Raw genomic sequence first — 25889 nt, 5'->3', positions numbered from 1 at the left:
AGGAGAACGACGATGAAACCCCGCATGAACTTCTACCAGGCTGCCCCCGATACGGTGAAAGCGCTGATGGCGCTGGAGGAACAGATCCAGTCGACCGGCCTGGAAAAATCGCTGATCGAGCTGGTCAAGATCCGGGCATCGCAGATCAACGGCTGCGCCTTCTGCATCAACATGCACAGCGAGGACGCCCGCAAGCGCGGTGAGACCGAGCAGCGCATCTACCTGCTCAATGCCTGGCGCGAATCCCCGCTCTATTCCGACCGCGAGCGCGCGGCGCTGGCCTGGGCGGAATCGGTGACGCTGATCTCACAGACGCACGCGCCGGACGAGGTCTACGAACTGGTCCGCGCCCAGTTCTCCGACGAGGAAACGGTGAACCTGACCATGCTGATCGGCGCCATCAATGCCTGGAACAGGATCGCGATTGCGTTCCGCGCGGTACATCCGGTGAAGGTCAAGGCGTCGGCGGCGTGAGGGGGCGATAGAGCCAAATGCGCCTCCACGCATTCAACTGTCATGCCCCGCGAAATCGGGGCATCCAGTACGCCGCGGCCTCCCGATTAAATCACTGATGGCACGGAGTACTGGATCGCCCGGTCAAGCCGGGCGATGACGGCTGTGGGTTGGCTCAGACCGCCGTCGCCTTGGCAAACTCCACATAGATCTCGCGAAGCCGCGTTGCCATCGGGCCGGGCTTGCCGTCGCCGATCTTCTTGCCGTCGATTGCGATCACCGGCTGCACGAAGGACGAGGCCGAGGTGATGAAGGCTTCCTTGGCGGCGAGCGCCTCGGCGACGGTGAAGGAACGCTCCTCGACGCGGAGCTGGCGCTCCTCCGCAAGCGCGATCACGGCCTTGCGAGTGCAGCCGGGCAGGATCGCGTTGGAGTTCTTGCGCGTGACGATGACGTCGTCCTTGGTCAGGATGAACGCCGACGAAGAACCACCTTCGGTGACGTAGCCATCCTGCAGCATCCAAGCCTCGCCGGCGCCGGCTTCCGCCGCGGCCTGCTTTGCCAGCACCTGCGCCAGCAAGGCTACGCTCTTGATGTCGCGGCGCTCCCAGCGGATGTCGGGCACGGTGATCACGTTGATGCCGGTCTTTGCCACCGGGGCGTTGATGATATCCTTCTCCGAGGTGAACATCACCAGGCTCGGCTTGACGTCGGCCTTGGGGAACGGAAAGTCGCGGCCCTTGTCGGCACCGCGGGTCACCTGGAGATAGACGAGGCCGTTCACGACGTTGTTGCGCGCGATCAGCTCCTTCTGGAGCTCGGTCATGCGCTCGACCGTCTCCGGCAGCTTGAGCTTGATTTCGCCGACCGAGCGCTCCAGCCGCGCCAGATGCGAGGCGTTGTCGACCAGCTTGCCGTCGAGCACGGCCGAGACCTCATAGATGCCATCGGCGAACAGGAAGCCGCGATCGAGGATCGAGATCTTGGCGTCCGAGAGCGGGACGAATGAGCCGTTGACGTAGGCGAGCGGATCCAAGGCAGGTCTCCTGGAGGGGAAGGGGATTTGCTGTACGGTATAGGAGATTTGCCGGAGCCGATAAACCCTCGATCAGTCATTCCGGGGCATTCACGGCGCGAATGAACCCGGAATCTCGCGATTCCGGGTTCGCGCTACGCGCGCTCCGGAATGACAGGGCTAGTGCGACAGAATCTTCGACAAGAACTTCTGTGCGCGGTCGCTGCGCGGCTTGCCGAAGAAGTCGTCCTTCGGGGCGTCCTCGACGATCTCGCCGCGGTCCATGAAGATGACGCGGTTGGCGACCTTGCGGGCGAAGCCCATCTCGTGGGTTACCACCATCATGGTCATACCCTCGCGGGCGAGATCGACCATGACGTCGAGGACCTCGCTGACCATTTCCGGATCGAGCGCGGAGGTCGGCTCGTCGAACAGCATGACGATCGGGTCCATCGCGAGCGCACGGGCGATGGCGACGCGCTGCTGCTGGCCGCCCGAGAGCTGCGCCGGATATTTCTGCGCCTGCTCCTTCAGGCCGACGCGCTCCAGGAGCTGCATGCCCTTGGTGACCGATTTGTCGTGCCCGCGGCCCAGCACCTTCTCCTGCGCGAGGCAGAGATTGTCGATGATCTTCAGGTGCGGAAACAGCTCGAAATGCTGGAACACCATGCCCACGCGCGAGCGCAGCTTCGGCAGATCGGTCTTGGGATCGTTGACTTTGGTGCCGTCGACCAGGATGTCGCCGCTCTGGAACGGCTCCAGCGCATTGACGCATTTGATCAGCGTCGACTTGCCCGAGCCCGAGGGGCCGCAGACCACCACGACCTCGCCCTTGGTGACGCTGGTGGTGCAGTCGGTCAGCACCTGGAAGGTCGGGCTGTACCATTTGTTGACGTGGCTGATTTCGATCATGTTTCTCAAGCCCTGCGGCAGACGGGGTTCACCTCTCCCACAGGGAGAGGTCGGCGCGAAGCGCCGGGTGAGGGGTTCAGATCTATCGGTGGAGTAAAACCCCTCATCCGGATCGCTGACGCGATCCGACCTCTCCCTATGGGAGAGGTAAGGGACACCACGTGTCGAGCACCCAGATCCAAGTTCAACCTACCGAATGATGGCGATGCGCGCCTGCAGGCGGCGAACGCCGAAGGACGCGATACAGGAAATGGTGAAGTAGACGACGGCTGCGAACAGATACATTTCGACGAGGCGCCCGTCGCGCTGCGCCACCTTGCTGGCCGCTCCCAGGAAGTCCGTGATCGACAGGACGTAGACCAGCGAAGTGTCCTGGAACAGAACGATGGTCTGCGTGATCAGGACCGGCAGCATGTTGCGGAACGCCTGCGGCAGCACGACGTAGCGCATGGTCTGCGCATAGGTCAGCCCCAGCGCGCTGGCTGCGGCCGGCTGCCCGCGCGAGATCGACTGGATGCCGGCGCGCATGATCTCTGAGAAATACGCCGCCTCGAACATGACGAAGGTGATGAGCGAGGAAGCGAACGCGCCGACGCTGATCGGGCGCGAGGCGCCGGTCAGCCATTGCCCGATATAGGGCACCAGGAAGTAGAACCAGAAGATGACCAGCACCAGCGGCAGCGAGCGCATGAAGTCGACATAGAGGCCGGCGATGCGCCCGAGGGTCTTGTAGCCTGACAGGCGCATCAGGGCGAGCGCCGTGCCGAAGATGAGGCCGCCGAGCGCCGCGAGCGCCGTCAGCGTCAGTGTGAACGTCATGCCCTCATAGAACAGATAGGGCAGTGCGCGGCGGATGACGTCGAAATCGAAATTGCCGAGCATCGCTTACTTCCCCGTGATGTAGCCGGGGATCGCGACCCAGCGCTCGAGGAATCGCATCGCGGTCACGACGACGGCGTTGACGAGGAGATAGAGGATGGTCGCGGCGGTGAAGGCCTCGAACACCTGGAACGAGAATTCCTGCATGGAGCGCGCCTGTCCGGTCAGCTCGAGCAGGCCGATGGTGATGGCCACAGCCGTGTTCTTGATGGTGTTGAGGAATTCGGACGTCAGCGGCGGCAGGATGATGCGGAACGCCATCGGCAGCAGCACGTAGCGATAGCCCTGCACGGTGGTGAGGCCGAGCGCAGTCGCCGCCATCTTCTGCCCACGCGGCAGCGACGCGATGCCGGCCTGCAGCTGCACCGCGACACGCGCCGACATGAACAGACCGACGCCGATCGAGGCGGTCCAGAACGGCGCGTTGGGCAATTGCTTCAGCCACAAGCCGGCGGCCCTTGGCAGGATTTCCGGCAGCACGAAGAACCACAGGAAGAGCTGCACCAGCAGCGGCATGTTGCGGAAGAATTCGACGTAAGCGAAGCCGAACCAGGTGGCGCCCCGGGACGGCAGCGTGCGCATCACGCCGACGACCGAGCCGGCGATCAGTGCGATGATCCAGGCCAAGACCGCTGTCTTGAGGGTCAGCGCCAGGCCCGACAACAGCATGTCGAGATAGGTGCCGGTCCCCATCGGGTTCGGCTGGAAAAAGATTCCCCAGTTCCAGTTGTAGTTCACGTGTCCCCCGCGCGAACGCGCCCGTCACCGGGCGTCTTTAGAGAAGTCTCGCTTAGACAAGTCTTCGGCGCCTATGCAAATGTCCGGCCACTCTGGTGTCAAGAGTGGCCGGACATGATCGGATCGAAAGATCGCGGTTTTATCTTACTTGTAGTCGTCCGGGTTCGGCGAGTCCGTCGGCTTGGCGAACTCGTTCTTCAGCTCGGCCGAGATCGGCGTGTTGAGGTTGAGCCCCTTCGGCGGGATCTTCTGCGTGAACCACTTGTCGTAGATCTTCTGGGCCTCGCCCGAGGTGTAGAGCGCCGCAGTCGCAGCATCCACCACCTTCTTGAAGGCGGCATCGTCCTTGCGCAGCATGATGCCGTAGGGCTCGGGCTTGGAGAACGCGTCCTTGGAGATTTCATAATCGCCCGGCGACTTGGAGCCGGCGACGAGGCTCGCGAGCAGGATGTCGTCCATGACGAAGGCGACCGCGCGGTCGGTCTCGACCATCAGGAACGCCTCGGCGTGATCCTTGGCCGGGATGATGTTGGCGCCGAGGCCCTTCGCGACGTTGGCTTCGGTGAGCTGCTTGATGTTGGTGGTGCCGGCGGTCGAGACCACGGTCTTGCCCTTGAGGTCGTCGATCGACTTAAGGCCGCTCGACTTCTTGAAGACGTAGCGGCTGGCGGTCAGGAAGTGCGTATTGGTGAAAGCGACCTGCTTCTGGCGCTCGGCATTGTTGGTGGTCGAGCCGCATTCGAGATCGATGGTGCCGTTCGCCATCAGCGGGATGCGGGTCGCCGAGGTCACCGGGTTGAGCTTGACCTCGAGCTTGTCGAGCTTGAGCTCCTTCTTCACGGCGTCGACGATCTTGTAGCAGATGTCCATCGCGAAGCCGACGGGCTTCTGGTTGTCATCGAGATAGGAGAACGGGATCGAGGAGTCGCGGAAGCCCAGCGTGATGGCGCCGGTGTCCTTGATGTTCTTCAGCGTGCCGGTCAGTTCCTGGGCCCCGGCCTGGCTGACGGCGAAGGTCGCGGCGAGCGCGAGCCCAATGCTACGGAAATGTTTCACTTTTTTCCCCTTTCGGATGATGCGGCCGGATGCAAGCACAAATCGGCCCGGATTAGAATGTGACTTTCGGCTGGATCGAGGCTCAGGTTAACGGCTCAATTTCGCGGTCTCGAGAGTGGTCCTGGCAATTGGCCGAGATCCCAGAACAGCCCGGCCATCACCGTCAAGGCCTCTTCGGTCAGAGGCAGCAGGATGTGCTCATTGGGCGCATGCTGGGAGCAGCCGGGATAGGAGTGCGGGACCCAGATCGTCGGCAGGCCCAGGATCTCGGAAAACACGTCGTTGGGCAGCGAGCCGCCGAAATTCGGCAGCACCGCGGGCGCCTTGCCGGTGGTCTCTTTCACCGAATCCGCCGCCCATTTGATCCAGGGGCTGTCGAAATCGGTGCGCGATGCAGCAAAACTCTGCGCCGCCCGCACCTCGACCATCGGAAAACCGCGTTCAACCAGGTGCGCGCGGATGGCTTCGATCAGGCCGTCGATCTTGGTGCCGACCACGAAACGCAGCTGCAGCACGGCATTGGCTTGCCCCGGAATGGCGTTGGCGGGCTTCTCGATATTGCCCGAGGACATCGCCAGCACTTCCAGCGTATTCCAGGCGTAGAGCCGTTCGGCGGGCGAAAGACCCTCCTCGCCCCAGTTCTCCGCAAGCGCGGGCTCGTCCGCAGTCGGCACCACTTGCACATCGGCCAGATAGGAGCGGATCTGATTGGTGAGCCGCGGCGGCTTCAGGGCGTCGAGCTGAAGGCGGCCGTGGCCGTCGACCAGTGTCGAGATTGCATTGACCAGAATCGTCGCGGGATTGGCCAGCACGCCGCCCCAATTGCCGGAATGATGGCCGCCGTCTCGCAGATTCACATCCAGATGAATGCGGATGCCGCCGCGACAGCCGAGGAACAGCGTCGGACGGTCTGCGGACAGACGCGGCCCATCGGAGGCCATGAACAGATCTGCCTTCAGCGCGTCGCGATTGAGATCGCAGACCTTGCCGAGATCGGGCGAGCCGATCTCCTCGCCCATCTCGATGATGAATTTGGCGTTGAAGCCGAGCTTGCCGCCGCGGGCATCGCGCACCGCGCGAAGGGCCGCCATGTTGATGCTGTGCTGACCCTTGTTGTCGGCGGTGCCGCGGCCGTAGAGCCGCGTGCCCGCAACCGTGGTGCGCCAGGGGTCGCGTCCGTCACGCCACTCGCCTTCCATGCCGTCGACGACATCGCCATGGCCGTAGATCAGCACGGTCGGCACTGAAGCACTCTCGTGATGCTCGGCGAACAGGAACGGCGCCTTGCCGCTGGGGGACTCGACGATCCGGCTGGTGAAATCCAGCGCAGCAAATGCCGGCTGCATCTCCTGCTCCAGATAGGCGCGCAGCTCGGGGCCGCGAGACGGGTTCTGGCTTTCGGTCTTGAAGGCGACGCGGCGGTCGAGCTCGGCAAGAAATGCGCCGGATTTGAAATCCTCACGGGCGCGGGCGATGGCGTCGGCTCTGGTCATACTTGCTTTTCGAGACTTTGAGACGAAGGACCTTACCCGACCTGGGTTGGCCTTCGAAAGTGGCGGGGACTTGGATAGTGCTTGTAGTTCTCTTGTACTTCTCTTGTAGTTCTCTTGGGATTTCGTTCTTGCTTCCTTGAGATTGGCTTGCCAAGCGCAGCTGCGACGCTGACTTTGGCCTTGCCAAGCGCAAGCGATATGCAAGAACTTCGCCAAGTTCGGGCGTCAAGTTCGGGCGCACGTCTACCATTCGAAGAGCGCCCAGTACAGAGCGCCGGGGAACCAGCATGGCCAAAGAGATCAGGCTCAACGCATTTGCGATGAATTGCGTCGCACACCAGTCACCGGGCCTGTGGACCCATCCGCGGGACCGCACCGCCGAGTACAACCGCCTGCCCTACTGGATCGATCTCGCCAGGACGCTGGAGCGCGGCCGTTTCGACGGGTTGTTCCTGGCCGACGTGCTCGGGGTCTACGACGTCTATGGCAACAGCCCTGACGCGGCCTTGCGCAACGCGGCACAGACGCCGTCAAACGAGCCGCTGCTGCTGCTCTCGGCGATGGCCGCGGTGACGCAAAACCTCGGCTTCGGCGTCACCAGCAATCTCTCTTTCGAGCCGCCCTACCCGTTCGCGCGGCGGATGTCGACGCTCGATCATCTCACCGAGGGGCGGATCGGCTGGAACGTCGTCACCGGCTACCTCGACAGCGCCGCGCGCGGCGCGGGCAAGGACAAGCAGACCGGGCACGACGACCGCTACGACATCGCCGACGAATATATGGAGGTGGTCTACAAGCTCTGGGAAGGTAGCTGGGAGGACGACGCCGTGCTGCGCGACCGCAAGCGCGGCATCTTCACCGATCCCACAAAGGTGCATCGCGTCAACCACGAGGGGCCGAACTACCGCATCAACAACACCATTCACCTCAGCGAGCCCTCGCCGCAGCGCACGCCCGTGCTGTACCAGGCCGGCACCTCACCGCGCGGCCGGCAGTTCGCGGCGCGACATGCCGAATGCGTGTTCATGTCTGGACCGTCGGCCAAGGTAATCGGGCCCCGCGTCTCCGCGATCCGTGAGGAGGCCGCCGCGATCGGCCGCAACCCCGCCGAGATCCTGATGTTCTCGATGATGACGATCATCCTCGGCCGGACCGAAGCCGAGGCGAAGGAAAAATACGCCGACTACCGGCGCCATATCAGCCCCGAAGGAGCGCTTGCGCTGATGTCGGGATGGACCGGCGTCGACTTCTCCGGCTACGACCTCGACCAGCAGGTGCGGCACGTCCAGAACGATGCCGGCCGCAGCGCCATGGACAATGTCACCCGCGCCGACCCCGATCGGGTCTGGACCGTGCGCGACGTCATCGAACATGTCGGCATCGGCGGCGCCGGCCCTGTCGTGGTCGGCACGCCCGAGAGCGTCGCTGACAAGATCGAGGACTGGTTCGAGAAGACCGACGTCGACGGGCTCAATGTCGCGTTCGCGATCTCGCCGGGCGATTTCGAGGATATCGCCGACATGCTGGTGCCGGAGCTGACGCGGCGCGGACGCTACAAGTCCGAATATGCGAAAGGCACGTTGCGCGAAAAACTGTTCGGCGCCGGCCGCGCGCGGCTCGACGCGCCGCATCCGGCGGCGGGGTATCGGGTGGGGAAGAAGGGGTAGGAGCCTCCTCCTCGTCATTGCGAGCGCAGCGAAGCAATCCAGAATCCCTCGGCGAAGGCAGGCTGGATTGCTTCGTCGCAAGTGCTCCTCGCAATGACGGTGGAAGCAGTGTGCCCTACACCTTCCCGTCCACCATCACCTCGATCAGCTTCGTCCCCGGCCGGTTGAACGCTGACGCGAGCGTCGCCTTCAGTTCGCGGGGATCACTGACTTTGATCGCTTCGCAGCCGAGCGCCTTGGCGACGCCGGCGAAATCCACGGGCGGATCGACGAAATCCATGCCGACGTAATTGTCGTCGCCGTGGAAGGCGAGCAGGCGCTGCTTGATGATGCGGTAGCCGCCATTGTTGGCGATGACGACATTGAGCGGCAGCTTGTGATGCGCCGCGGTCCACAGCGATTGGATCGAATACATCGCGCTGCCATCGCCGGAGAAGCACACGACCGGACGATCCGGATTGGCGATGCTGGCGCCGACCGAGGCCGGCAGGCCCCAGCCGATCCCGCCGGAGGCAAGGCCATGATAGCCGTAGCGGTCGCGATGCGGCCGCAGCGCCGTGACCTGGCGGCTGGAGGTGAGGCCTTCATCGACCAGGATGGCGTTGTCAGGCATTGCCTCGACCATCTGCAGCACCAGATAGTCGGGATCGATGGGGCTGCGGCCCGCGCTCTTGCTGATCTGCTCGACCAGAGCAGCGCGCCGCGCGGTCCAGTTCTTCGGCGCGAGCTCGGCGAGACGCTGTTTTGCGCGGCCCGAGAGAGCCGTGCCGCCCATTTCTTTCAAGACGGGGATCAGCGCGCGCAGCGTTTCCTTCACATCGGCCTTCAGCGCGATCTCGTCACCGTAGTTCTTGGCGATCTCCCAATCGACGAGGCCGATCTGCACGATGCCGAGCCCGTCGGGCAGCGCATCGACCTCGCTATAGACCGACATGCGCAAGGGATCGCCGCCGAGCGCGATCAGGAGGTCGTAGGGCGCCAGCGTATCGCGCGCGACCTTCTGCACGCGCGCGAGCGTGCCGACGAAGCTCGGGCTCTCGGACAGAAAGTGCGCACCATAAGGCGTCGAGGATTGGTAGGCGGCAGCACCGAGCAGCTCGGCGAGTTCAGCCGCCTCCTTCAACGCGTCGCTCTTGACCACCTCGTCCATGGTGACGATGACGGGACGCTCGGCCTTCAGCAACCGCGCGGCGAAGGCCCTCAGCGCCTCATCCGACGGCTTCGTGCGGGCGTCGATCCGGGTGGAGCGGCCGAGATCGATGCCGGCCTCGCTGTTCAGGATGTCCCCGGGCAGCGAAATGAACACCGGCCCGGTCGGCGGCGTCGTCGCGACCTTGGCGGCGCGGCGGACGATGCGCGGCAGATCCTCCAGCCGCGTCACCTCGACCGCCCATTTCACCAGCGGTTCGGCCATCCGCACCAGGGGGCCATAGAGCACCGGCTCCATCAGCCCGTGGCCCTGCTCCTGCTGGCCGGCGGTCAGGATCATCGGTGTGCCCGTGAACTGGGCGTTGTAGAGCGAGCCCATGGCGTTGCCGAGGCCGGGCGCGACGTGGACGTTGCAGGCGACGAGCTTTCCCGAGGCGCGGCTGTAGCCATCCGCAATTGCGACCACCAGGCTCTCCTGCATCGCCATTACATAGGTGAGATCAGGGTGGTCCTTCAGCGCATGCATGATCGGCAGCTCGGTGGTGCCGGGGTTGCCGAACAAATGCGTGATGCCCTCGTCCTTGAGCAGCGCGAGAAAAGCGGAGCGGCCGGTGATCTTGTTCTTCATGTTTCCTCCAGGGAGCGGACGCTGCCGCAAGGACGAAAGGCATGATGGCCGAATTCTTGGGAGGCGTGCAAGGAAGCGCGGTCATGGCTGCGTTGCGCGAGAGCAACGCAAATGGTCCGTTACATCTCCTCGCGCCCCAGCTCGAACGGATTCTCGCCGCCGGCGCGCTTCTTCTTTTTCGAGCGCTGCCAGACCACGCCGGGAAAGCCCTTCAGCGGCACCAAGGGCTCACCGGTATAGGCCCATTCCTGCAGCTCCTCGATCGCGATGTGATAGAGCGGCTGGCGGCCGGTGCGCTCGTTGAACAGCGCACGCGGGATGTTGACCATATGCGGCCCGCGCGGGCGCTCATAGGCGATCGGCGTGCCGCAATGCGAGCAGAAGCTGCGGGCCGTCTTCGTGGCCTTGTCCTCGTAGCGGGTCAGCGCGGTCTTGCCCGATGTGATGCGAAACCGCTTCTTCCAGCTTCCGACGTAGGTCGCGTAGGCGGCGCCATGGGCGCGGCGGCTGGCGGCGGAGTGATCATGCCACGCCCAGCGCGCGGGGACGTCGATCTCGAAGGTGACCTTGCCACAGAGGCATTGGCCGGTGGCTATCCCTGCGGCGACTGCGGCTTTGGCCATGGACGTCTCTCCGTCGTCATTGTGGCTGACGGTTGCGCGACATTCCAACTCGTCATTCCGGGGCGATGCAAAGCATCGAGCCCGGAATCCATCTCACCTCCCGGTATGCAGCCCGATGGATTCCGGGTTCGCGACTTCGTCGCGCGCCGGAATGACAGAGGTGGTCACGCCGGCGTCAGCTCGTCATAGACAGGATAATCCGTATATCCCTTCTCCTCGCCGCCGTAGAACGTCGCACGGTTGTACGGCGTGATCGGGTAACCGTGCTGCAGGCGGCGCGGCAGGTCGGGATTGGAGATGAAGATGCGGCCGAAGGCGATGATGTCGGCATGGCCGTCGGCGATCGCCGCGTTTGCGGTCTCGCCGGTAAACCCGCCTGCGGTCATCAGCACGCCGCTGTAGAGCGGGCGGAACAGCACCATCGCCGATGGCACGTTCTCCCAATGGACGTCGGCTCGGCCGGCGCCGCTGGAGCGCGGCTCGATGAAGTGCAGATACGCCAGGCCGAGCTTGTCCAGCGCCTTCACCACATGGGTGTAGAGCGGCATCGGATCGGGCTCACCAGAATCATTGGCGATGCCATGGGGCGAGAGCCGCACGCCGACGCGATTCGCACCCCAGACGTCGATCGCCGCCTGCGTGACCTCGAGCAGCAGCCGCGCGCGGTTTTCGATCGAGCCGCCATATTGGTCGGTGCGCTGATTGCTGCGCGACTGCAGAAACTGCTCGAGCAGATAGCCGTTGGCGCCGTGGATCTCGACACCGTCGAAACCGGCCGCGAGCGCATTCTTCGCACCCTGCCGGAAGGCCTCGACAATACCCTTGACCTCATCGGTCTCAAGCGCGCGCGGCGTCTCATAATCCGAGATCTTCCCGTCGGCGGTCATCGCCTTCATCCCGTCCGCCCTGATCGGGATCGCCGAGGCCGAGACCGGCAGCTCGCCGCCGTGGAACGAGGAATGCGAGACGCGGCCGACATGCCAGAGCTGGAGGAAAATGATGCCGCCTTTGGCATGCACGGCCTCCGTCACCTTGCGCCAGCCAGCGATCTGCGCCTCGGTATAAATGCCGGGCGTCGCCGGATTGCCGCGACCGTGCGAGAGCACCGGTGAAGCTTCGGCGATGATCAGACCGCCTTGCGTGGCGCGCTGGCCGTAATATTCGGCGTTGAGCGGTCGCGGCGAAAAGCTTTCGCGCTCGGCCCGCATGCGCGTCAACGGCGCCATGGCGACGCGATGCGCAAGCTTGTACGGACCGACCTGCAACGGCCTAAACAACGCTTCGAATTTCATGTGGTCCCCGGATGTCAATGAAAGGATGCGGATGATATAGCGAGGGGCGGCACCGGAAAAGGCGCCGCCCCCAAGCAGATATTCTCTCTCACGGAACGCGGCAGAGCACGTCTTACGCCGTCTTGATCCAGACCGCCTTCACGTTGAGGTATTCCTCGACATGCTGCTTACCGGACTCGCGGCCATAGCCGCTCATCTTGTAGCCGCCGAAGGGCACGGCCGGATCCATGGCCTGGTAGCAGTTCACCCACACCGAACCGGCGCGCAGCGATTTTGCGACCGCATGCGCCTTGCTGACGTCGCGCGTCCACAGGCCCGAACCGAGGCCGAAGGTGGTGTTGTTGGCCCGCTTGACGAGCTCGTCCATGTCCTTGAACGCGATCGCGGAGATGACGGGACCAAAAATCTCCTCTTGCGCGATGCGCATGTTGTCCTGAACACCCGCGAACACCGTCGGCGAGACGAAGAAGCCCTTCGAGAGCGCGCCCTCGGTGACGCGGCCGCCGCCGGCGAGCGCCTTGGCGCCTTCCTTCTGGCCGATGTCGAGATAGCCGGTGACGCGTTCGAGCTGCTGCTCGGACACCAGCGGCCCGATCTGGACATTGGGATCAAGACCGTTGCCGACCTGCAGCTTCTTGCCGAACTCGGCGACGCGGCCGACGAACTCCTCGTAGATCGACTGCTCGACGAACAGGCGCGTACCGGCGCTGCAGATCTGGCCTGAGTTGGCGAACACCGCCATTGCCGCGCCCGGCACGGCGGCATCGAGATCGGCGTCCGCAAACACGATGTCCGGCGATTTGCCGCCGAGCTCGAGCGAGACGCGCTTGAGGTTGCCGGCGGAGGCGCGGATGATCGACTGGCCCGTGACATGCGAGCCGGTGAAGGCGACCTTGTCGACGTCGTGATGCGAGGCGAGCGCAGCGCCCGCGGTCTCGCCATAGCCGGGCACGACATTGACAACGCCGGGCGGAATGCCCGCCTCCATCGCCAGCTCCGCGATGCGCAGCGACGTCAGCGGCGCCTCTTCAGCCGGCTTGAGCACCACGGTGCAGCCGGTCGCGATCGCCGGTCCGATCTTCCAGATCGTCGCCGTGAGCGGCCCGTTCCAGGGGATGATCGCGCCGACGACACCGATCGGCTCCTTCAGCGTGTAGGAGAAGATTTCGCCCGGCAGCGAGTTCTCGATGGTCTCGCCGTGGATCGCCGTGGTCTGGCCGGCATAGTAGCGCAGCATGCCGACGGCGCGCAGGCGATAGGCGCGGGTGCGGCTGAGCGGCGCGCCCATGTCGAGCGTGTCGAGCTGCGACAATTCGTCGAAATTCTTCTCGACGAGGTCGGCAAGCTTCAACAGCAGGTTCTGCCGCTCGAACGGCTTGACCTTGCTCCAGGGTCCTTCGAAGGCTCGGCGGGCGGCGGCAACCGCGCGATCAATGTCTTCCTTGTCACCCTCGGCGACGGTGGCGAGCAGCTCGCCGGTTGCGGGATTGCGGGTCTCGAAGCGCTTGCCCGAGGCTGCATCGACCCACTTGCCGTCGATCAGCATCTGCTTGTAGGACCCGTTCGCGAACGGATGGCGCGTGATTGGAATAGCCTGCGACACAGCCATGGCTGCACTCCCTGTCAGGTGATTGATTGGGGTCGATCTGGGCGGGATCGTTGGTTGGATAAAGTACAACCCGGCCGGAGGGGCGTAAAGCCGGCGCGGAGCGAAGACCTCCCATGCCGACTTGTGCAGGGTCGGACGAAGCGCATGCTATAACGCGACCGAGCGCAACGCAGCTTCGCCGGAGTCCAGCCATGTCGCATCCCGCCATCGTCAAAGACAACGTTGCCGTCGTCACGGGTGGCGCATCCGGAATCGGATTTGCCGCCGCCGCGGCGTTTGCGCGCAGCGGCATGAAGGTGTGCATCGCGGATATCGATCAGGCACGCCTGGCCGCGGCCGCAACAAAACTGTCATCCATCGCCGGTGCCGCGAACGTGATGGCCGCAGTGGTCGATGTCAGCAAGACAGAAAGCCTGACGGAACTGGAGCGCGCCGTCCGCGAGCGGTTCGGCGGTACCGACATTCTCATGAATAATGCCGGCATCCAGCCCGGCAGCACGTTCTTCGGCGAGCCTGATCACTGGCAGCGCATCATCGGCGTCAACATGTGGGGCATCATCAACGGCTCACGCATCTTCGCACCCGCCATGATCGCACGCGGCAAGTGCGGCCTCATCATCAACACCGGCTCGAAGCAGGGGATCACGACGCCGCCGGGTGATCCCGCCTACAATGTCTCCAAGGCCGGCGTGAAGGCTTTTACGGAAGCGCTCCAGCACGAGCTGCGCAATACCAGGGATTGCCGCATCACGGCACACCTGCTGATTCCGGGCTTCGTCTTCACCGGCCTCACCGCCAAGGGCCGCACCGAGAAGCCGGCGGGCGCCTGGACGCCGGAGCAGACCATCGATTTCATGCTGGCGCGCCTGGAGGCCGGCGATTTCTACATCCTGTGCCCGGACAACGACGTGCCGCGCGCGCTCGATGAAAAGCGCATGCTGTGGGCGGCCCGCGACATCATCGAGAACCGCCCGCCGCTGTCGCGCTGGCATCCGGACTACGCGGATGCATTCACGAAGTTCGTGGAGGGGAAGTGACTACCTGATCCTCATGGTGAGGAGCGCGCCCTTGCGCGCGTCTCGAACCATGCAGGCCCGGCTGCGACAGCCCGGCCTCGATCCTTCGAGACGCCCGCTTACAGCGGGCTCCTCAGGATGAGGAGTTGGAGTATTCGCGGCGCGGCAGGTTCACGCGAGCGCCCTACAGCGTCTCCTGCTTGTGCCCGCAATTCTTGCAGGCGAACTTGACGCGGCTCTGGCCCTTCTCAGCCTGGACCCGGTTCGGCGCGCCACACTTGCCGCAGATCGCCTCGATGCGAGTCGTGCCCTGCTTGACCACGATCGTCTTCTTTTCCATCGATTCGCGGATCAGGCGCTCGGCCTCCTCACGCAGCGATTGTTTCGACAAAGCTCGTCTCCGCCTCTGAAAAGCGCGAGAGCCATATCGCACCTGCCGTCGAAGCACAATGCAGGATGCGGATCGCCAGCGCCCGATCAAGACGTCATTGCCGCTGGTCGCGGGCGCGAGAGCCGCGGCAGCGCTGCCGCGCGGCTCTCTTGCTTGTCGTCCGGATCGGCTCAAGGCGCTGCCTTCAAGCGGCCTTGGAAACCTCCATCAGCAGCCGCTCGGCCTTGGCGTCCTCGATGCGATTCACCAGCCGGCTGCTCTCGTGATTGTCGCGCACGGTCTTGGTGAGAGTGATGCAGGTCTGGATCAGCATAACGATGCCCATGGTGAGATAGCCCTTCATCCAGAGATCGATCGGCAGGAAGAAGATGCCGATCGCAACCAGGAAGGCGGAAGCTGCAAAGGACGCGTATGTGAAGCTCACCCAGGCGCTGCTGTGGGGCTGGCCGCTCTGATTCATGATGGTCTCCTGTGAGTTCGAATGATGATGAGATGTAGGCTCAGGCAGTCGGCGCGCGCCTGGACGTCAACCGCGCCAGCACGTCGTCTGCTGTGGTCTTGAGGCGGGGCCCGAAGCCCTGTTCGGCGAGCCGCTCGGCGGTGGCGAGGGGACCCGTGGCCGCATCGAGCTCGACCAGCGCATCGTCGGCGGCCTGGGCTTCGAGCTGCCGGTCGCGCAGACGCCGCAAGGTGCTCTCCGCCTCCGGCAGCGTGGATTCGTACGGCCGCGCCGCCTCGATGCCGCTGCGGCGAAGCGAGCGCACCGCCTCCGAGGCGCGGGCGACGCGGCGGCCGCGATCGAGCTCGGTGATGCGGGCCTGCGCATTGGCGACGTGCCGCTTCAGCCGGGCGATCTCGGTTGCGAACAGCGCGCGGGCCGTTATCGCCGCATCGCGATCGGCCTCCAGGCCCGCGATGGCTTCGGCGGCCTCCTTGGCGAGGTCGTCACGGCCGCCGTCGAGCGCCGCCACCGCGCGAGTCTCGAGATCGGCGATGCGGGCGAGAGTCGCCTCGAGCTTGCGGCCCTCCTGCTGATCCTGCGCGATCGCCAAGGCCAGCGTTCGCTTGCTGCGCTCGACGGCGGCGGCCGCATCGCGCATCTGCCGGTCGAGAATGAGGAGAGACGTCCGGTCCTCCAGCTGCTCGCCGGCGGCGGCCACGCTGCCCCGGAAAAGTGTCACGACGGTCTTGAACATCTGTTGCTCCCTGTTATGAGCGTTGCTCACAGCTGGTTTGTAGCAACAACAATGAACATCGTTCAAGAAATTCTTGAGCGACGCTCAAGATTTTGATTGAAAATGACTAAGGCTCTGGAACGGCGAGAGAAATTGCGGGTCGACTTAATCCGGGCAGCGGAACGGATGATCGCTGAGCGGGGGCTGGGGGGTCTTAAGACCCGCGATCTGGCCCGCGAGATCGGCTGCGCCAATGGCGCGGTCTATAATCTCGTCGCCGACGTGGACGAGCTGGTTCTGCGCGTCGGCTCGCGCACGCTGCTGCGGCTCGACGAGGCGCTCAGCGCGGCGGTCCACGCGGGCAATCCATCGCCGGAAGAAACGCTGGTCCGCATCGCGATCGCCTATTGCGATTTTGCCGCGGAGAATCTCGAGCTCTGGCGCGCATTGTTCGAGTACCGCATGGAGGCGAACAAGGCCCTTCCCGAGTGGTCGGTCGACGACCAGTTGCACTTGTTCCGCCACATCTACCAGCCGCTGGCTGCGCTGCTTCCAAAGCGCAGCCAGGAAGAGCTCAGCATCACCGCACGCAGCCTGTTCTCGGCTGTGCACGGCATGGTGACGCTGGGGCTTGAGCAGAAGCTGGTCGCCGTTCCCCTGCCGGCGTTGCGCAAGGAGATCGCGGGCCTCGTCCGCGCGATGATCGACGGGCTGGTCGCGCGCGAGAAGTAGAAGCGCGATCTGAATCTCGGGGCTGACTAGGAACGAACATTCCGAGGACGGGTTGTCGCGCAGTGTTTCCCTCATAGCGCGAGTCCTCCCATGTATCACCACGTCAAGAAGCTGATGTTCACCGTGCGCGTCGATGAGCCCGACCCGCGCTTCGGCAATATGCTCCTCGAGCAATTCGGCGGAGCCAACGGGGAACTCGCGGCTGCGATGCAGTATTCGATCCAGGGACTGAATTGCGAGGACCCCGACCGCAAGGATCTCCTGATGGACATCGGTACCGAGGAGCTTAGCCATCTCGAAGTCGTCGGTTGCCTCGCCCGAATGCATCTTGCGCCCTCGAGGAACGACCGTCAGGCCGCCGAAGCCGATCCGCTGATCGCGATCGCTGGCGGAGGCGGCGTCAATCTGTTCAACTCGCAAGGCAATCCCTGGACCGCCGACTATCTCAAGATCACCGGCGAGCTCGACGTCGATCTGCGCAGCAACATCGCTGCCGAGGCGCGTGCGAAGATCGTCTATGAACGCCTGATCAATTTCTGCGACGACGCCGGCAGCAAGGACGCCTTGCAATTCCTGATGACGCGCGAGATCACACATATGAAGGCGTTCGCGCGCGCTCTCGAAAGCCTGTCGAAGCCGGCCTTCAGTATCGGCAGGATTGCACCGACGCCGGGTCTCGTGAACCAGTACTTCAACGACTCCACCGGGAGCGGCGACCACGGCGAAATCGACACCCGCGGCCCGTGGAACGAGGGTGAGGACTGGGTGTTCACGGAATCGCCCGCGCTGCAGTCCGCCGATCCCGGCGCGGCCACCCCGATCGTCACGGAGAGCTCGCCGCCCGTCGACGAGGCCGGCCTGACCGATCTCCTGCTCCATGAGCTGCGCGACATTCTCCATGCCGAGAAGCAACTGACCAAGGCGCTCCCGAAGATGGCGCAGTCCGCCCGTTTCGATCAGCTGCGTGAACTGTTCGAGCAGCATCTGGCGGAGACCGAAAACCAGATCGAGCGCATCAACGAATGCTTCGAGCTGCTCGGCGAGAGCGCTCGCGCCAAGCCTTGCAAGGGCATGATGGGCCTGATCGAGGAAGGCCAGGAGGTCATGAAGGAAGGCGAAGAGAAGGAGGACGCCGCCGCCGACCTCGCGCTGATCGGGGCGGCTCAACGCGTCGAGCATTACGAGATGGCCGGCTACACCACAGCACGCAACCTGGCGCAGCAACTCCGGCACAGCGCCATCGTCGCCCTGCTCTCCAAATCTCTCGCCGAAGAAGAGAATGCCGATCTCCTGCTCAACCAGGTCGCACGGTCACTGATGTCGGTGGCGAAAATGCCCGCGACGCTGGAGCAGGCCGAATAGAGGCGCCCGCCGCGCAGCGCGCGGCCGTGTCGATCCAAGCCACCTCGCGTTTGTCGCGGGGTGGCGCGGCACGGCGCCGCTGACCTCGATCAAGGGAGCGGCCGAGCTGCTGCAGGATTCGATTCAAGGCAATGCCGAGGGCCAAGCCGACTGAAGACGGCGCCGCCTTCGAGCTTCGGTTTGCTGTCGCCTAGATGGCGAAGACCCAGGCGGCGACGATGGCGCCGATGGTGACCAGACCAGCGATGGTCCAGCCGGCGGCATATTCCAGCTCAGGATGACCGGTCGCCCGCATGATCTCAGCCGGATCGGCGGTATGCTTCTGTGCCATGACAGCCTCGCACGTTTCTTCCCGCGTCTTATGTAAGTCGCATCAGACGCCATTAGGTTCCATCACGGAAATGCGAGGAATGACGCAGCTTGGCTTGTTCGCCGAACCGGACGCAGGGCCGGCCGGCCTTCACTACCGGGACAATTTTATTGACGCCGCCACCGAGCAAGCACTGATCGGCCGCATCGCAGCATTGCCGCTGCAGCGCTTCCAGTTCGGGGCGTTCGAGGGCAACCGCCGGGTGGCGTCCTTTGGGTATCGCTATGACTACGCGCTGCAGCGGCTGACCGAGGCGGACCCGATCCCGGACTGGCTCCTGCCGGTCGCGCGTCAGGTCGAGGCCTGGGCGGGGCTGCCGCAGGACAGCGTCCGGCAGGTGCTCTGCACCGACTATGACATCGGCGTCGGCATTGGCTGGCACCGCGACAAGCCGCATTTCGGCGAGATCCTCGGCCTGTCGCTCGGCTCGTCCTGCAAATTCCGCTTCCGCCGCCGCAGCGGCGACAAATGGCAACGCTACGCGCTGGAGGCGCAACCGCGCTCGCTCTACCTGATGCAGGGCGAGGCGCGCTCGCTATGGGAGCACAGCATCCCCCCGGTCGAGGCCCGCCGTTACTCCATCACCTTCCGGACCATGAAGCGGGCTTAGCGGGTGGCGATCGCGCCGCCCTCGCCGAACCAACGGTGCCGTTAAATCGCCTCAAGGCGAACGAATAAGGCGATTTGAAAAGACAGGCCAAACCGGCGAACCAAAATGAGGGGCGCAAGGCCGGCACCATGATGAAGAACTATCTCGTATTTTTCCTGCTTTTGACCATGACGGCGGCATCCGCACATGTCGGCTTGCCGGTGCGGCTGACAGGATCTCCCGATTTCGTCCTGACGGGCCTCACCGATTCCGACACCACCGCCGGCGGCACCGCGCGGCTGTGCGAGCAGGTCACCTTCTCGCGCGGCCTGCGCTACGGCGAGAGCGAAGCCAACGTACTGGATATCGCCACCAGCGCCACCAAGGCGGACACGCCGCGGCCAGTGCTGCTGTTCGTGACCGGCGACACGTTCACCGGCGACCGCGCCGCGCCGGACTTGTCGCGCCAGATCCAGGACCAGGCGATGTGCTTTGCCGCGCGCAACGACATGATCGGGGTGCGTGTCAACTATCGCCTGGCGCCATCGGCGACCTGGCCCGCCGGGGCGGCCGACGTAGCCGCGGCGCTGTCCTGGGTTCACGGCAATATCGACCTGTTCAATGGCGATGCCCGCGAGATCGTTGCGGTCGGCTACGGCGCCGGCGCCTTCCATGTCGCCACCCTGCTGGCGCATCCCGAGCTTCAGACCGACCGCGCCGATGTCGCCGCCGTCGTGCTGGTCTCCGGCATCTACCGTGCCGGCAAGGACGCGAACGATAGCGAGAAGGCCTATCTCGGCGGCGATGCCACGCAATACGACAAGCGGTCGGTATTCCCCGGCATTCTCAATGTCGACGTGCCGATCGTGCTGGCCTGGGCCGCCGACGATTCCGCCGGCATCGTTGCGCAGGGCGAGACCCTGAAGAAGACGCTCTGCGGCGCCGGCCATTGCCCGCGCAGCGCGCTGCTGCGCAGCCGCGACGGCATCGCCAACGCCTTCGGTCTCGACGGCTCCGGCGACAGCCTCGCCGAGCCGACGCTACTGCTGGTGCATCAGCTCGAGGCGCGGGGATTGCCGTAGGGGGTTTCGTTCCTCAAATGCGCGACGTCGGATCAGATCAGCCAAGCGTTGCTTAACGTGCCTCCACCCTTCCATCGGAAGTCTGATGATGGCGGCCTTCAGGAGCCCCGACCGGAATGGCCCTGATGCACTCACACTCGTCCGCCGGTGCCGGTCTGCCCAGCAAATAACCTTGGACCAGATCGACTCCTTGGCCTCTCAGGTACTGTAGCTGCTCCTGGGTCTCAACGCCCTCTGCGGTAACTTGCACGCCTAAGCCACTGGCTAGCGTCATTATTGAGGCTACGACCGTCCTGTTCGCCGGGGTGCTGATCAGGTCTTTCGTGAACGACCGATCGATCTTCACTTTGTCGAAGGGAAACGAAACGACCGCACCGAGTGACGCGTATCCAACACCGAAGTCGTCCAGCGCTATGGATATTCCGATGTTCTTGAGCTGGCGGAAGAGCAGAAGATTCTCGTCCTTCTCCTGCAGAAGCATCGACTCCGTGACCTCGAACTCCAGCCGATGCGGCGGCAGGCCCGTTTCCAGCAGTGCACCTATGACAACATCGAACAGTGCGGAGCCGCGAAACTGTGCGGGAGACAGATTGACGGCCACCTTGACACCCTCGGGCCACGAGGCTGCATCTGCGCACGCCTGACGAAGAATCCACTGGCCCAAAGGTTCCATAAGACCCGTTTCTTCCGCGATTCCGATGAACCGGTCCGGGTAAAGCAGCCCCTGCGACGGGTGACGCCATCGCACCAGCGCTTCCATGACACGCGGCTGCAGCGTCTTTGCCTCGACGATCGGTTGATAGTGCAGTTCGAATTCGCCGCGTGCGACGGACTCGCGCAGTTCGGTCACGAGCCGGTTGCGCGATTGCGCAGTCCTATGCATCTCTTCTGCGAAGAACCGGAATCCGTTTCGGCCTTCCGCTTTGACGCGATAAAGAGCCAAATCTGCTTTGTAGAGCAGTTCTGAAGCCGTCGCGCCGTGTCGCGGAGCGAGCGATATCCCAACACTCACTCCCACCTCGACGTCCTGCAACTCGATCGAGAACGGTATTGCGACGGTTTCCAGCAGGGTGGCTGCAAAGGTTTGGGCTTGCTCGCACCCCTGTCCGGAGCGGAACTGCACGATTGCGAACTCGTCGCCCCCTAGACGCGCAATCACGTCACCCTCGCCGGCGAGTGACTTGAGGCGCCTGCTTAGCTGCTTGAGCAAGGTGTCACCGGCGGCGTGTCCAAGCGTGTCATTCACCCACTTGAACCCGTCAAGATCCAGCAGGTAGACGATCAACTCTCGCTCGGTTGCCTTTGCCTGTTCGAGCCCTTCAGAAAGCTCATCGAGAAAAGCCGCCCTGTTCAAAAGGCCGGTCAAAGCGTCGTGACAAGCTGCATGGTGGACTTGCGCTTCCGCGTTCTTCCGGGCCGTGATGTCGACCCGGATCGCCATGTAAGCCACCGGTTTTCCCTCAGGTCCAAGTTGAGGGGTAATCACCGTATCAACCCAATACAGCTCGCCACCCTTCGCCTTGTTACATAGCTCACCTCGCCAAACCCTACGCTGTGCCAGTTGGCGGTACATCTGGCGGAAGTGCTCCCGCGAATGGAACCCGGAATTCAGGATTCGGTGATTGTTGCCAACGAGTTCGTCACGATCGTAGCCGCTGATTTCGCAGAAGCGGTCGTTAGCATAAGTAATCGTGCCGCGCACGTCCGTGACTGCGACAATGACTGCCTGATCGATGGCATATTGCTTCTCGATCAGCTCCTGTCTCACCGCTTCAGCACGAACCTCGGCAAGCCGCAGCTGGGTGATATCCCGATGCCTCTCGACAAAACCGCCTCCCTCCATGGGATGCATGTCTAATTCTATGAACGTCCCATCTTCAAGTGCGTAGCTGGTTCGGAACTCTGCTCCGAGCCGAATGGCTCTCATGTACTCCTCAATCCGAGCGTCCCGAGAGGCTCCAACAACACGAGCATACCGGCTCGCCAGAAGCTCCTGCACGAGAGTGCCGGCAGCAGCCTGAGAGTGCGTCAGCCCGTACAAGCTGCGATGCAGCTCATTTCCGATCACCAACCGGGAGCATGCGTCGAACACGCAAAGCCCGTGAGAACTGCTTTCAATGGCTGTGTGGACAAGCCTCTTCCAATCCATGGCCTGAGTAACTGGCACGCTGGTGGGGCCGTCTGACGCAGGCGGACCGATGGGTTCGCGAATCGTGTTACGAGACTTCATGGCTGCGTAACTGCTAAGCAGCTCTAATCTCGGCAAAGAATGCGTCCACTTCGGAGCGTAGAGCCGATGCCTGGCTGGAAAGCTCCTGGGACGCGCTCAGTAGCCGTCCCGCCGTATGTCGCGTTTCTGCGGCGCCTTGGCTCACACCATTGATGTTGCTGGACACTTCCTGCGTGCCGCGAGCCGCTTGCTGGACGTTGCGGGCGATCTCAGCTGTCGCGACACCCTGTTCCTCGACTGCCGCTGCTATCACCGTAGCAATTTCGTTGATCGATCCGATCGTACCGCAGATGTCCTGTATTGCCGCGACGGACTGCTTCGTCGCGCCCTGAATCGAGAGGATTTGCTCGCTGATTTCACCGGTGGCCTTTGCAGTCTGTTCTGCCAAGGCCTTGACCTCAGAAGCGACCACTGCGAAGCCCCGACCGGCTTCACCGGCCCGGGCGGCCTCGATCGTCGCATTGAGCGCAAGCAAATTGGTTTGCCCCGCTATCGTTTTGATCAGGTCAACCACATCGTCGATACGCTGGGCGGCCTTTGCGAGGCTCTGGACCGTGTCGCCGGAGCGGGCAGCCTGCTCCACCGCCAGCCCGGCAATTCTCGTCGATTCGGATACCTGTCGGCCGATCTCCCGGATCGAGGAGGTGAGCTGCTCGGTCGATGCGGCGACCGCCTGGACGCTGGTGGACGCTTCCTCCGAGGCTGCGGCAACCGCGGTCGATTGTTGCGTCGATTGGGAGGCGTTCGAAGCGAGAACGTTGGCTGCACTCTGCAGCTCGTGTGCCGATCTGCCGACCGTTTCGAGCACCTGTTTCATTCTGCCGTCGAAGCTCTCGATGGCGGAGCACACCTTCTCCTGTCTCTTCTCGCGATCGGCCAGCATGGCCTCCTGATAGACGGAAATCGCAATCTCCATGTCGAGCATGACCGCACAATTGATCGCGGCAAGTGCCTCAGACAGCTGGCGGGGCCGCCAACGATGATGGGCCACAGCCAGCGCTACGAGCCTGTTCAGCACGAAATTGTAGGCGCCGATGTACCAGCGCGGCTCCAGCCCGATTCTATTGTGCACCATACCAATGGTGCGAACGCCCTCCATGTAGTCCGTATCGAACCGACCGTTGAAAAGCCGAGCCCAATGCGCCCCCTGCGCCTTCTTGAGACGCGGAATTTCGCTGCCTATCATGACAGCGAGCTGCTGTTCGCTAACGACATGGCGATAAAAGCCGTCGAGAATGCCGGGAAGCGCAGGCTCTGCAACCTGCCAGAAGCGCCGTAAGAGCTCGCTGGTTCGGGCATCAATGCCCATGAACCGCATCCTGGCTTCACGATCCTGATGTGCATCCACAGATGCGCTGGAAAAAGACATGGTTGCAATCCCTGATGTGAAAGAATCTTTGCGGACGGTACGCAGTAGACGGTCAGTCGAGCAGCCACGAACAGTAGGTCGAAAGCGAAACCGCCATATCGACGGCAATGTACTTCTCCAGCGTGCTTAGCAGCGCCGTTTTGGTCTTCAGAGGCAGAGGGGTTTCCAGCAGCTTCTCGGCGAACCGAATTTTCAGCATCGCATAGCCGGCAACGTACCACTTCGGATCCAACCCGATCTCCAGATGCCTGATGGCGATCAAAGTCGCGCTGCGTTGATACTTCTCGTCGAACTGTCCATTGAACAACGCACGCCAGTGCTCTCTCTGCCGCTGTCCGAGACGAACGATCGTCACTTCGTCAAGCAGCAGGCCGGCTGCCGACTGACGGGTATCCCGATAGAAGGAGGCTATGAGTTCGGCGCTCGGCTCCTCCAGCAGGCGCCACAGCTGCTCGGCGAGCAATTGCGTCGGTGTGTCGATCACCAGATATCGAAGGATGTCTTTCATGCACCGACTCACATCGAGACAATTGCAGAACAATAGTTCGCGCGAACTAACCATCTGTTAGGCAAATTTACCGGCTGCCGCCCAAGCCGAAGCAAAAATTGGCGCGTAAATCCGAAGTTCGGGCGGGGCGGCAGCCAGATTGATCTGGTCTGGAGACAAATCCAGACCGAGTTCAGCCAAGTTTGCGGTCCATGTTGAAACACACAGCCAAGTTATCGCGGGCGCACGCCAGGCTTTCCGGTCTCCGGGAAGAAGAATTCGACGCCCGCTTTGGAGAGAGCGGCCTCAATTGTGGGAAGTGCAGCGTCGTTGGGCGACGAGGCTCCGTCCACCTCCTCGAGCCGCCGTATCGTCGCGCGAGACGCACTTGCGGCCTTGGCCAGATCTACCACCGACCACCTAAGCAATCCACGCGCAGCCCGAATTTGCGCACCCGTGATGCGACGAGATTGACCACGACCGCTTCCGTTGTCCAGATCGACGCTGATTCCAAGCCATTCCTTGACATTCCCGGCAGCATCGACGATCGGCTGTCCCGTAGAGCGCTTCCAATTGAAGCTGCCATCGGGCCGGCGAATGCGATGCACGACCTCATAGGCGCGCTTTTCACGCAGTCCCTCGTCGCGCGCTCGCACCGTCTTCTCCTTGTCGTCCGGGTGGATCAGTTGCATCCAGCCGGAGTCCAGGACCGTGCCCTGAACCTCACCCCGGTGATCGCAATTGAGGACTTCGTGGAGCTGGCCATCCGCCTTGGCGATCCACACGACCGCACCGCTCGCCTTAACCAATGCCCGATAGCGTTCATCGGAGATTCGAAGCGAGTAGAGCTGGTCCTGATGCGCTGTAACATCGGTGCAGATTCCGACGGCCTTCTCCGCGATGCCTTCAGTATTCACGAACACGATGATCTGACACGAGAGCCAGGCAGTTCTGCCACCGGGACGGATGACTCGGAATTTCCGTCGTATCGTCGACGCCTGCCTGATGACGCGCTCGACCTCGGCCTGGGGTCCGCGGTCGTCCGGATGCGTTATCTGGAGAATGGCTGCAAAGGACGGCGTTACACTTCCTGGCTCGATGCCGAGAAGATCATAGTACCCCCGCGACCATCGCATTTCGCTGGACCGCAAGTCCCAACTCCAAAAGCCACATCGCAGTTCGCGTTCGATGACACCGAAGGTTTCTTCGGTCCCTCCGCTCAAGAGGTCCAACATTTCTTGCTCTTAGTTTTTCGACCGGCGCACGTTAGCCAACTAACCAATGTTGTCCAGCGAGTCTGCTTTATTTTTCCGATGCGGCGCGCTCACTTGCTAATCGGAGACCAGATATCTGCGATACCGTCTGACGGCATAATAGCAGTCTGTACTCGAGTAGTAGCTCGAGCGCTCGCCGCCATAGGCGCACCCGACATAGGCGCACCCCACATAGGCGCCCGCCACGTATGCGCCCGCATAAGACGCGGCACGCGCTGCATACCAATCTCCGCGCGCACTGCCATGACGATAGCCGCCGGCACCGCCAATATTTACCCCCGTCGTGCGGGCCGCGCTT

General features: G+C 63.2%; 26 protein-coding genes. 7 read left to right on the top strand and 19 right to left on the bottom strand.

From position 1 onward, the window contains the following. Positions 1–12: 12 nt before the first annotated feature. Entirely contained in the window at positions 13–474 is a 462-nt protein-coding gene (locus P6U31_RS05610) for a carboxymuconolactone decarboxylase family protein (RefSeq protein WP_407187252.1), read from the top strand. Positions 475–628: 154 nt separating this feature from the next. On the opposite strand, the gene P6U31_RS05605 is transcribed toward P6U31_RS05610, so the two are convergent. The 6 genes from P6U31_RS05605 to P6U31_RS05580 form a co-directional block, all read right to left on the bottom strand. Then, a complete protein-coding gene (locus tag P6U31_RS05605; RefSeq protein WP_407187251.1) occupies positions 629–1489 on the bottom strand; it encodes a D-amino-acid transaminase in 861 nt (286 codons plus the stop codon). Between the two features lie 159 nt (positions 1490–1648). Then, positions 1649–2380, bottom strand: coding sequence for an amino acid ABC transporter ATP-binding protein (locus P6U31_RS05600; RefSeq protein WP_407187250.1), 732 nt, complete (start codon positions 2378–2380; stop codon positions 1649–1651). Positions 2381–2569: 189 nt separating this feature from the next. Beyond that, the gene (locus tag P6U31_RS05595) at positions 2570–3262 is read right to left on the bottom strand and encodes an amino acid ABC transporter permease (RefSeq protein ID WP_407187249.1); all 693 of its coding nucleotides are present in this window, start codon (positions 3260–3262) and stop codon (positions 2570–2572) included. 3 nt (positions 3263–3265) lie between these two features. Further along, positions 3266–3997, bottom strand: coding sequence for an amino acid ABC transporter permease (locus P6U31_RS05590; RefSeq protein ID WP_407187248.1), 732 nt, complete (start codon positions 3995–3997; stop codon positions 3266–3268). Between the two features lie 144 nt (positions 3998–4141). Continuing rightward, positions 4142–5053 carry an amino acid ABC transporter substrate-binding protein gene (locus tag P6U31_RS05585; protein ID WP_407187247.1) on the bottom strand — a complete coding sequence of 304 codons (912 nt, stop codon included), beginning with the start codon at positions 5051–5053 and terminating at the stop codon, positions 4142–4144. A gap of 95 nt (positions 5054–5148) precedes the next feature. Next, entirely contained in the window at positions 5149–6546 is a 1398-nt protein-coding gene (locus P6U31_RS05580; protein WP_407187246.1) for a M20 family metallopeptidase, read from the bottom strand. A 287-nt stretch (positions 6547–6833) separates the two neighbouring features. Between P6U31_RS05580 and P6U31_RS05575 the strand changes: the two genes are divergently transcribed. Beyond that, on the top strand, positions 6834–8213 hold the full coding sequence (locus P6U31_RS05575) for an LLM class flavin-dependent oxidoreductase (protein WP_407187245.1): 1380 nt from the start codon (positions 6834–6836) through the stop codon (positions 8211–8213). 115 nt (positions 8214–8328) lie between these two features. Here P6U31_RS05575 and P6U31_RS05570 read toward each other — a convergent pair whose 3' ends face one another. From P6U31_RS05570 to P6U31_RS05555, 4 genes are all read right to left on the bottom strand, one after another. Beyond that, entirely contained in the window at positions 8329–9990 is a 1662-nt protein-coding gene (locus tag P6U31_RS05570) for a thiamine pyrophosphate-binding protein (RefSeq protein WP_407187244.1), read from the bottom strand. A 119-nt stretch (positions 9991–10109) separates the two neighbouring features. Beyond that, positions 10110–10613 (bottom strand): GFA family protein, encoded by a 504-nt coding sequence (locus P6U31_RS05565; RefSeq protein ID WP_407187243.1) that lies wholly within the window; start codon positions 10611–10613, stop codon positions 10110–10112. A 164-nt stretch (positions 10614–10777) separates the two neighbouring features. Next, positions 10778–11905: an alkene reductase gene (locus P6U31_RS05560; protein ID WP_407187242.1), complete on the bottom strand. Its 1128-nt coding sequence runs from the start codon at positions 11903–11905 to the stop codon at positions 10778–10780. Between the two features lie 112 nt (positions 11906–12017). Further along, entirely contained in the window at positions 12018–13514 is a 1497-nt protein-coding gene (locus tag P6U31_RS05555) for an aldehyde dehydrogenase family protein (RefSeq protein ID WP_407187241.1), read from the bottom strand. A 191-nt stretch (positions 13515–13705) separates the two neighbouring features. Here P6U31_RS05555 and P6U31_RS05550 point away from each other — a divergent pair, with 191 nt between their 5' ends. After that, positions 13706–14551: an SDR family NAD(P)-dependent oxidoreductase gene (locus P6U31_RS05550; protein WP_407187240.1), complete on the top strand. Its 846-nt coding sequence runs from the start codon at positions 13706–13708 to the stop codon at positions 14549–14551. Between the two features lie 163 nt (positions 14552–14714). On the opposite strand, the gene P6U31_RS05545 is transcribed toward P6U31_RS05550, so the two are convergent. The 3 genes from P6U31_RS05545 to P6U31_RS05535 form a co-directional block, all read right to left on the bottom strand. Next, positions 14715–14921 (bottom strand): hypothetical protein, encoded by a 207-nt coding sequence (locus tag P6U31_RS05545; protein WP_024337446.1) that lies wholly within the window; start codon positions 14919–14921, stop codon positions 14715–14717. Between the two features lie 184 nt (positions 14922–15105). Next, entirely contained in the window at positions 15106–15381 is a 276-nt protein-coding gene (locus tag P6U31_RS05540; protein ID WP_407187239.1) for a YiaA/YiaB family inner membrane protein, read from the bottom strand. A gap of 40 nt (positions 15382–15421) precedes the next feature. Next, positions 15422–16117, bottom strand: a complete 696-nt coding sequence (locus tag P6U31_RS05535; protein WP_407187238.1) for a PspA/IM30 family protein — start codon at positions 16115–16117, stop codon at positions 15422–15424. A 102-nt stretch (positions 16118–16219) separates the two neighbouring features. On the opposite strand from P6U31_RS05535, the gene P6U31_RS05530 reads away from it, so the two are divergent. After that, entirely contained in the window at positions 16220–16828 is a 609-nt protein-coding gene (locus tag P6U31_RS05530) for a TetR/AcrR family transcriptional regulator (protein WP_407187237.1), read from the top strand. Between the two features lie 90 nt (positions 16829–16918). Beyond that, positions 16919–18190, top strand: a complete 1272-nt coding sequence (locus tag P6U31_RS05525) for a DUF892 family protein (protein WP_407187236.1) — start codon at positions 16919–16921, stop codon at positions 18188–18190. A gap of 190 nt (positions 18191–18380) precedes the next feature. Here the strand turns inward: P6U31_RS05525 and P6U31_RS05520 are convergent, their stop codons facing one another. Beyond that, on the bottom strand, positions 18381–18521 hold the full coding sequence (locus P6U31_RS05520; RefSeq protein WP_164937486.1) for a hypothetical protein: 141 nt from the start codon (positions 18519–18521) through the stop codon (positions 18381–18383). Between the two features lie 79 nt (positions 18522–18600). Here P6U31_RS05520 and P6U31_RS05515 point away from each other — a divergent pair, with 79 nt between their 5' ends. Next, positions 18601–19170, top strand: a complete 570-nt coding sequence (locus tag P6U31_RS05515) for an alpha-ketoglutarate-dependent dioxygenase AlkB (RefSeq protein WP_407187235.1) — start codon at positions 18601–18603, stop codon at positions 19168–19170. Between the two features lie 131 nt (positions 19171–19301). After that, on the top strand, positions 19302–20231 hold the full coding sequence (locus P6U31_RS05510; RefSeq protein WP_407189770.1) for an alpha/beta hydrolase: 930 nt from the start codon (positions 19302–19304) through the stop codon (positions 20229–20231). 52 nt (positions 20232–20283) lie between these two features. Here P6U31_RS05510 and P6U31_RS05505 read toward each other — a convergent pair whose 3' ends face one another. Genes P6U31_RS05505 through P6U31_RS05485 form a run of 5 tightly spaced genes read right to left on the bottom strand, consistent with a single transcriptional unit; the run spans position 20284 to position 25552 of the window. Next, positions 20284–22461: a putative bifunctional diguanylate cyclase/phosphodiesterase gene (locus P6U31_RS05505; protein WP_407187234.1), complete on the bottom strand. Its 2178-nt coding sequence runs from the start codon at positions 22459–22461 to the stop codon at positions 20284–20286. 13 nt (positions 22462–22474) lie between these two features. Then, positions 22475–23830, bottom strand: coding sequence for a protoglobin domain-containing protein (locus P6U31_RS05500; RefSeq protein ID WP_407187233.1), 1356 nt, complete (start codon positions 23828–23830; stop codon positions 22475–22477). 52 nt (positions 23831–23882) lie between these two features. Continuing rightward, positions 23883–24338 (bottom strand): protoglobin domain-containing protein, encoded by a 456-nt coding sequence (locus P6U31_RS05495; protein WP_407187232.1) that lies wholly within the window; start codon positions 24336–24338, stop codon positions 23883–23885. Positions 24339–24395: 57 nt separating this feature from the next. After that, positions 24396–24518 carry a hypothetical protein gene (locus P6U31_RS05490; protein ID WP_407187231.1) on the bottom strand — a complete coding sequence of 41 codons (123 nt, stop codon included), beginning with the start codon at positions 24516–24518 and terminating at the stop codon, positions 24396–24398. 32 nt (positions 24519–24550) lie between these two features. Next, positions 24551–25552 carry a PAS domain-containing protein gene (locus P6U31_RS05485; RefSeq protein ID WP_407187230.1) on the bottom strand — a complete coding sequence of 334 codons (1002 nt, stop codon included), beginning with the start codon at positions 25550–25552 and terminating at the stop codon, positions 24551–24553. Positions 25553–25889 lie beyond the last annotated feature (337 nt).

The sequence above is a fragment of the Bradyrhizobium centrosematis genome, assembly GCF_045571495.1.
Lineage (GTDB): Bacteria > Pseudomonadota > Alphaproteobacteria > Rhizobiales > Xanthobacteraceae > Bradyrhizobium > Bradyrhizobium centrosematis.
This window is presented reverse-complemented; position numbering and strand designations above follow the sequence as displayed.

What these genes read in the sequence shown, in the direction of transcription:
- P6U31_RS05610 (WP_407187252.1), top strand. Translation starts at nt 13, where the DNA reads ATGAAACCCCGCATGAACTTCTACCAGGCTGCCCCCGATACGGTGAAA.
- P6U31_RS05600 (WP_407187250.1), bottom strand. Translation starts at nt 2,380, where the DNA reads ATGATCGAAATCAGCCACGTCAACAAATGGTACAGCCCGACCTTCCAG.
- P6U31_RS05595 (WP_407187249.1), bottom strand. Translation starts at nt 3,262, where the DNA reads ATGCTCGGCAATTTCGATTTCGACGTCATCCGCCGCGCACTGCCCTAT.
- P6U31_RS05580 (WP_407187246.1), bottom strand. Translation starts at nt 6,546, where the DNA reads ATGACCAGAGCCGACGCCATCGCCCGCGCCCGTGAGGATTTCAAATCC.
- P6U31_RS05575 (WP_407187245.1), top strand. Translation starts at nt 6,834, where the DNA reads ATGGCCAAAGAGATCAGGCTCAACGCATTTGCGATGAATTGCGTCGCA.
- P6U31_RS05570 (WP_407187244.1), bottom strand. Translation starts at nt 9,990, where the DNA reads ATGAAGAACAAGATCACCGGCCGCTCCGCTTTTCTCGCGCTGCTCAAG.
- P6U31_RS05565 (WP_407187243.1), bottom strand. Translation starts at nt 10,613, where the DNA reads ATGGCCAAAGCCGCAGTCGCCGCAGGGATAGCCACCGGCCAATGCCTC.
- P6U31_RS05560 (WP_407187242.1), bottom strand. Translation starts at nt 11,905, where the DNA reads ATGAAATTCGAAGCGTTGTTTAGGCCGTTGCAGGTCGGTCCGTACAAG.
- P6U31_RS05555 (WP_407187241.1), bottom strand. Translation starts at nt 13,514, where the DNA reads ATGGCTGTGTCGCAGGCTATTCCAATCACGCGCCATCCGTTCGCGAAC.
- P6U31_RS05550 (WP_407187240.1), top strand. Translation starts at nt 13,706, where the DNA reads ATGTCGCATCCCGCCATCGTCAAAGACAACGTTGCCGTCGTCACGGGT.
- P6U31_RS05540 (WP_407187239.1), bottom strand. Translation starts at nt 15,381, where the DNA reads ATGAATCAGAGCGGCCAGCCCCACAGCAGCGCCTGGGTGAGCTTCACA.
- P6U31_RS05535 (WP_407187238.1), bottom strand. Translation starts at nt 16,117, where the DNA reads ATGTTCAAGACCGTCGTGACACTTTTCCGGGGCAGCGTGGCCGCCGCC.
- P6U31_RS05530 (WP_407187237.1), top strand. Translation starts at nt 16,220, where the DNA reads ATGACTAAGGCTCTGGAACGGCGAGAGAAATTGCGGGTCGACTTAATC.
- P6U31_RS05525 (WP_407187236.1), top strand. Translation starts at nt 16,919, where the DNA reads ATGTATCACCACGTCAAGAAGCTGATGTTCACCGTGCGCGTCGATGAG.
- P6U31_RS05520 (WP_164937486.1), bottom strand. Translation starts at nt 18,521, where the DNA reads ATGGCACAGAAGCATACCGCCGATCCGGCTGAGATCATGCGGGCGACC.
- P6U31_RS05515 (WP_407187235.1), top strand. Translation starts at nt 18,601, where the DNA reads ATGACGCAGCTTGGCTTGTTCGCCGAACCGGACGCAGGGCCGGCCGGC.
- P6U31_RS05510 (WP_407189770.1), top strand. Translation starts at nt 19,302, where the DNA reads ATGAAGAACTATCTCGTATTTTTCCTGCTTTTGACCATGACGGCGGCA.
- P6U31_RS05505 (WP_407187234.1), bottom strand. Translation starts at nt 22,461, where the DNA reads ATGAAGTCTCGTAACACGATTCGCGAACCCATCGGTCCGCCTGCGTCA.
- P6U31_RS05500 (WP_407187233.1), bottom strand. Translation starts at nt 23,830, where the DNA reads ATGTCTTTTTCCAGCGCATCTGTGGATGCACATCAGGATCGTGAAGCC.
- P6U31_RS05495 (WP_407187232.1), bottom strand. Translation starts at nt 24,338, where the DNA reads ATGAAAGACATCCTTCGATATCTGGTGATCGACACACCGACGCAATTG.
- P6U31_RS05485 (WP_407187230.1), bottom strand. Translation starts at nt 25,552, where the DNA reads ATGTTGGACCTCTTGAGCGGAGGGACCGAAGAAACCTTCGGTGTCATC.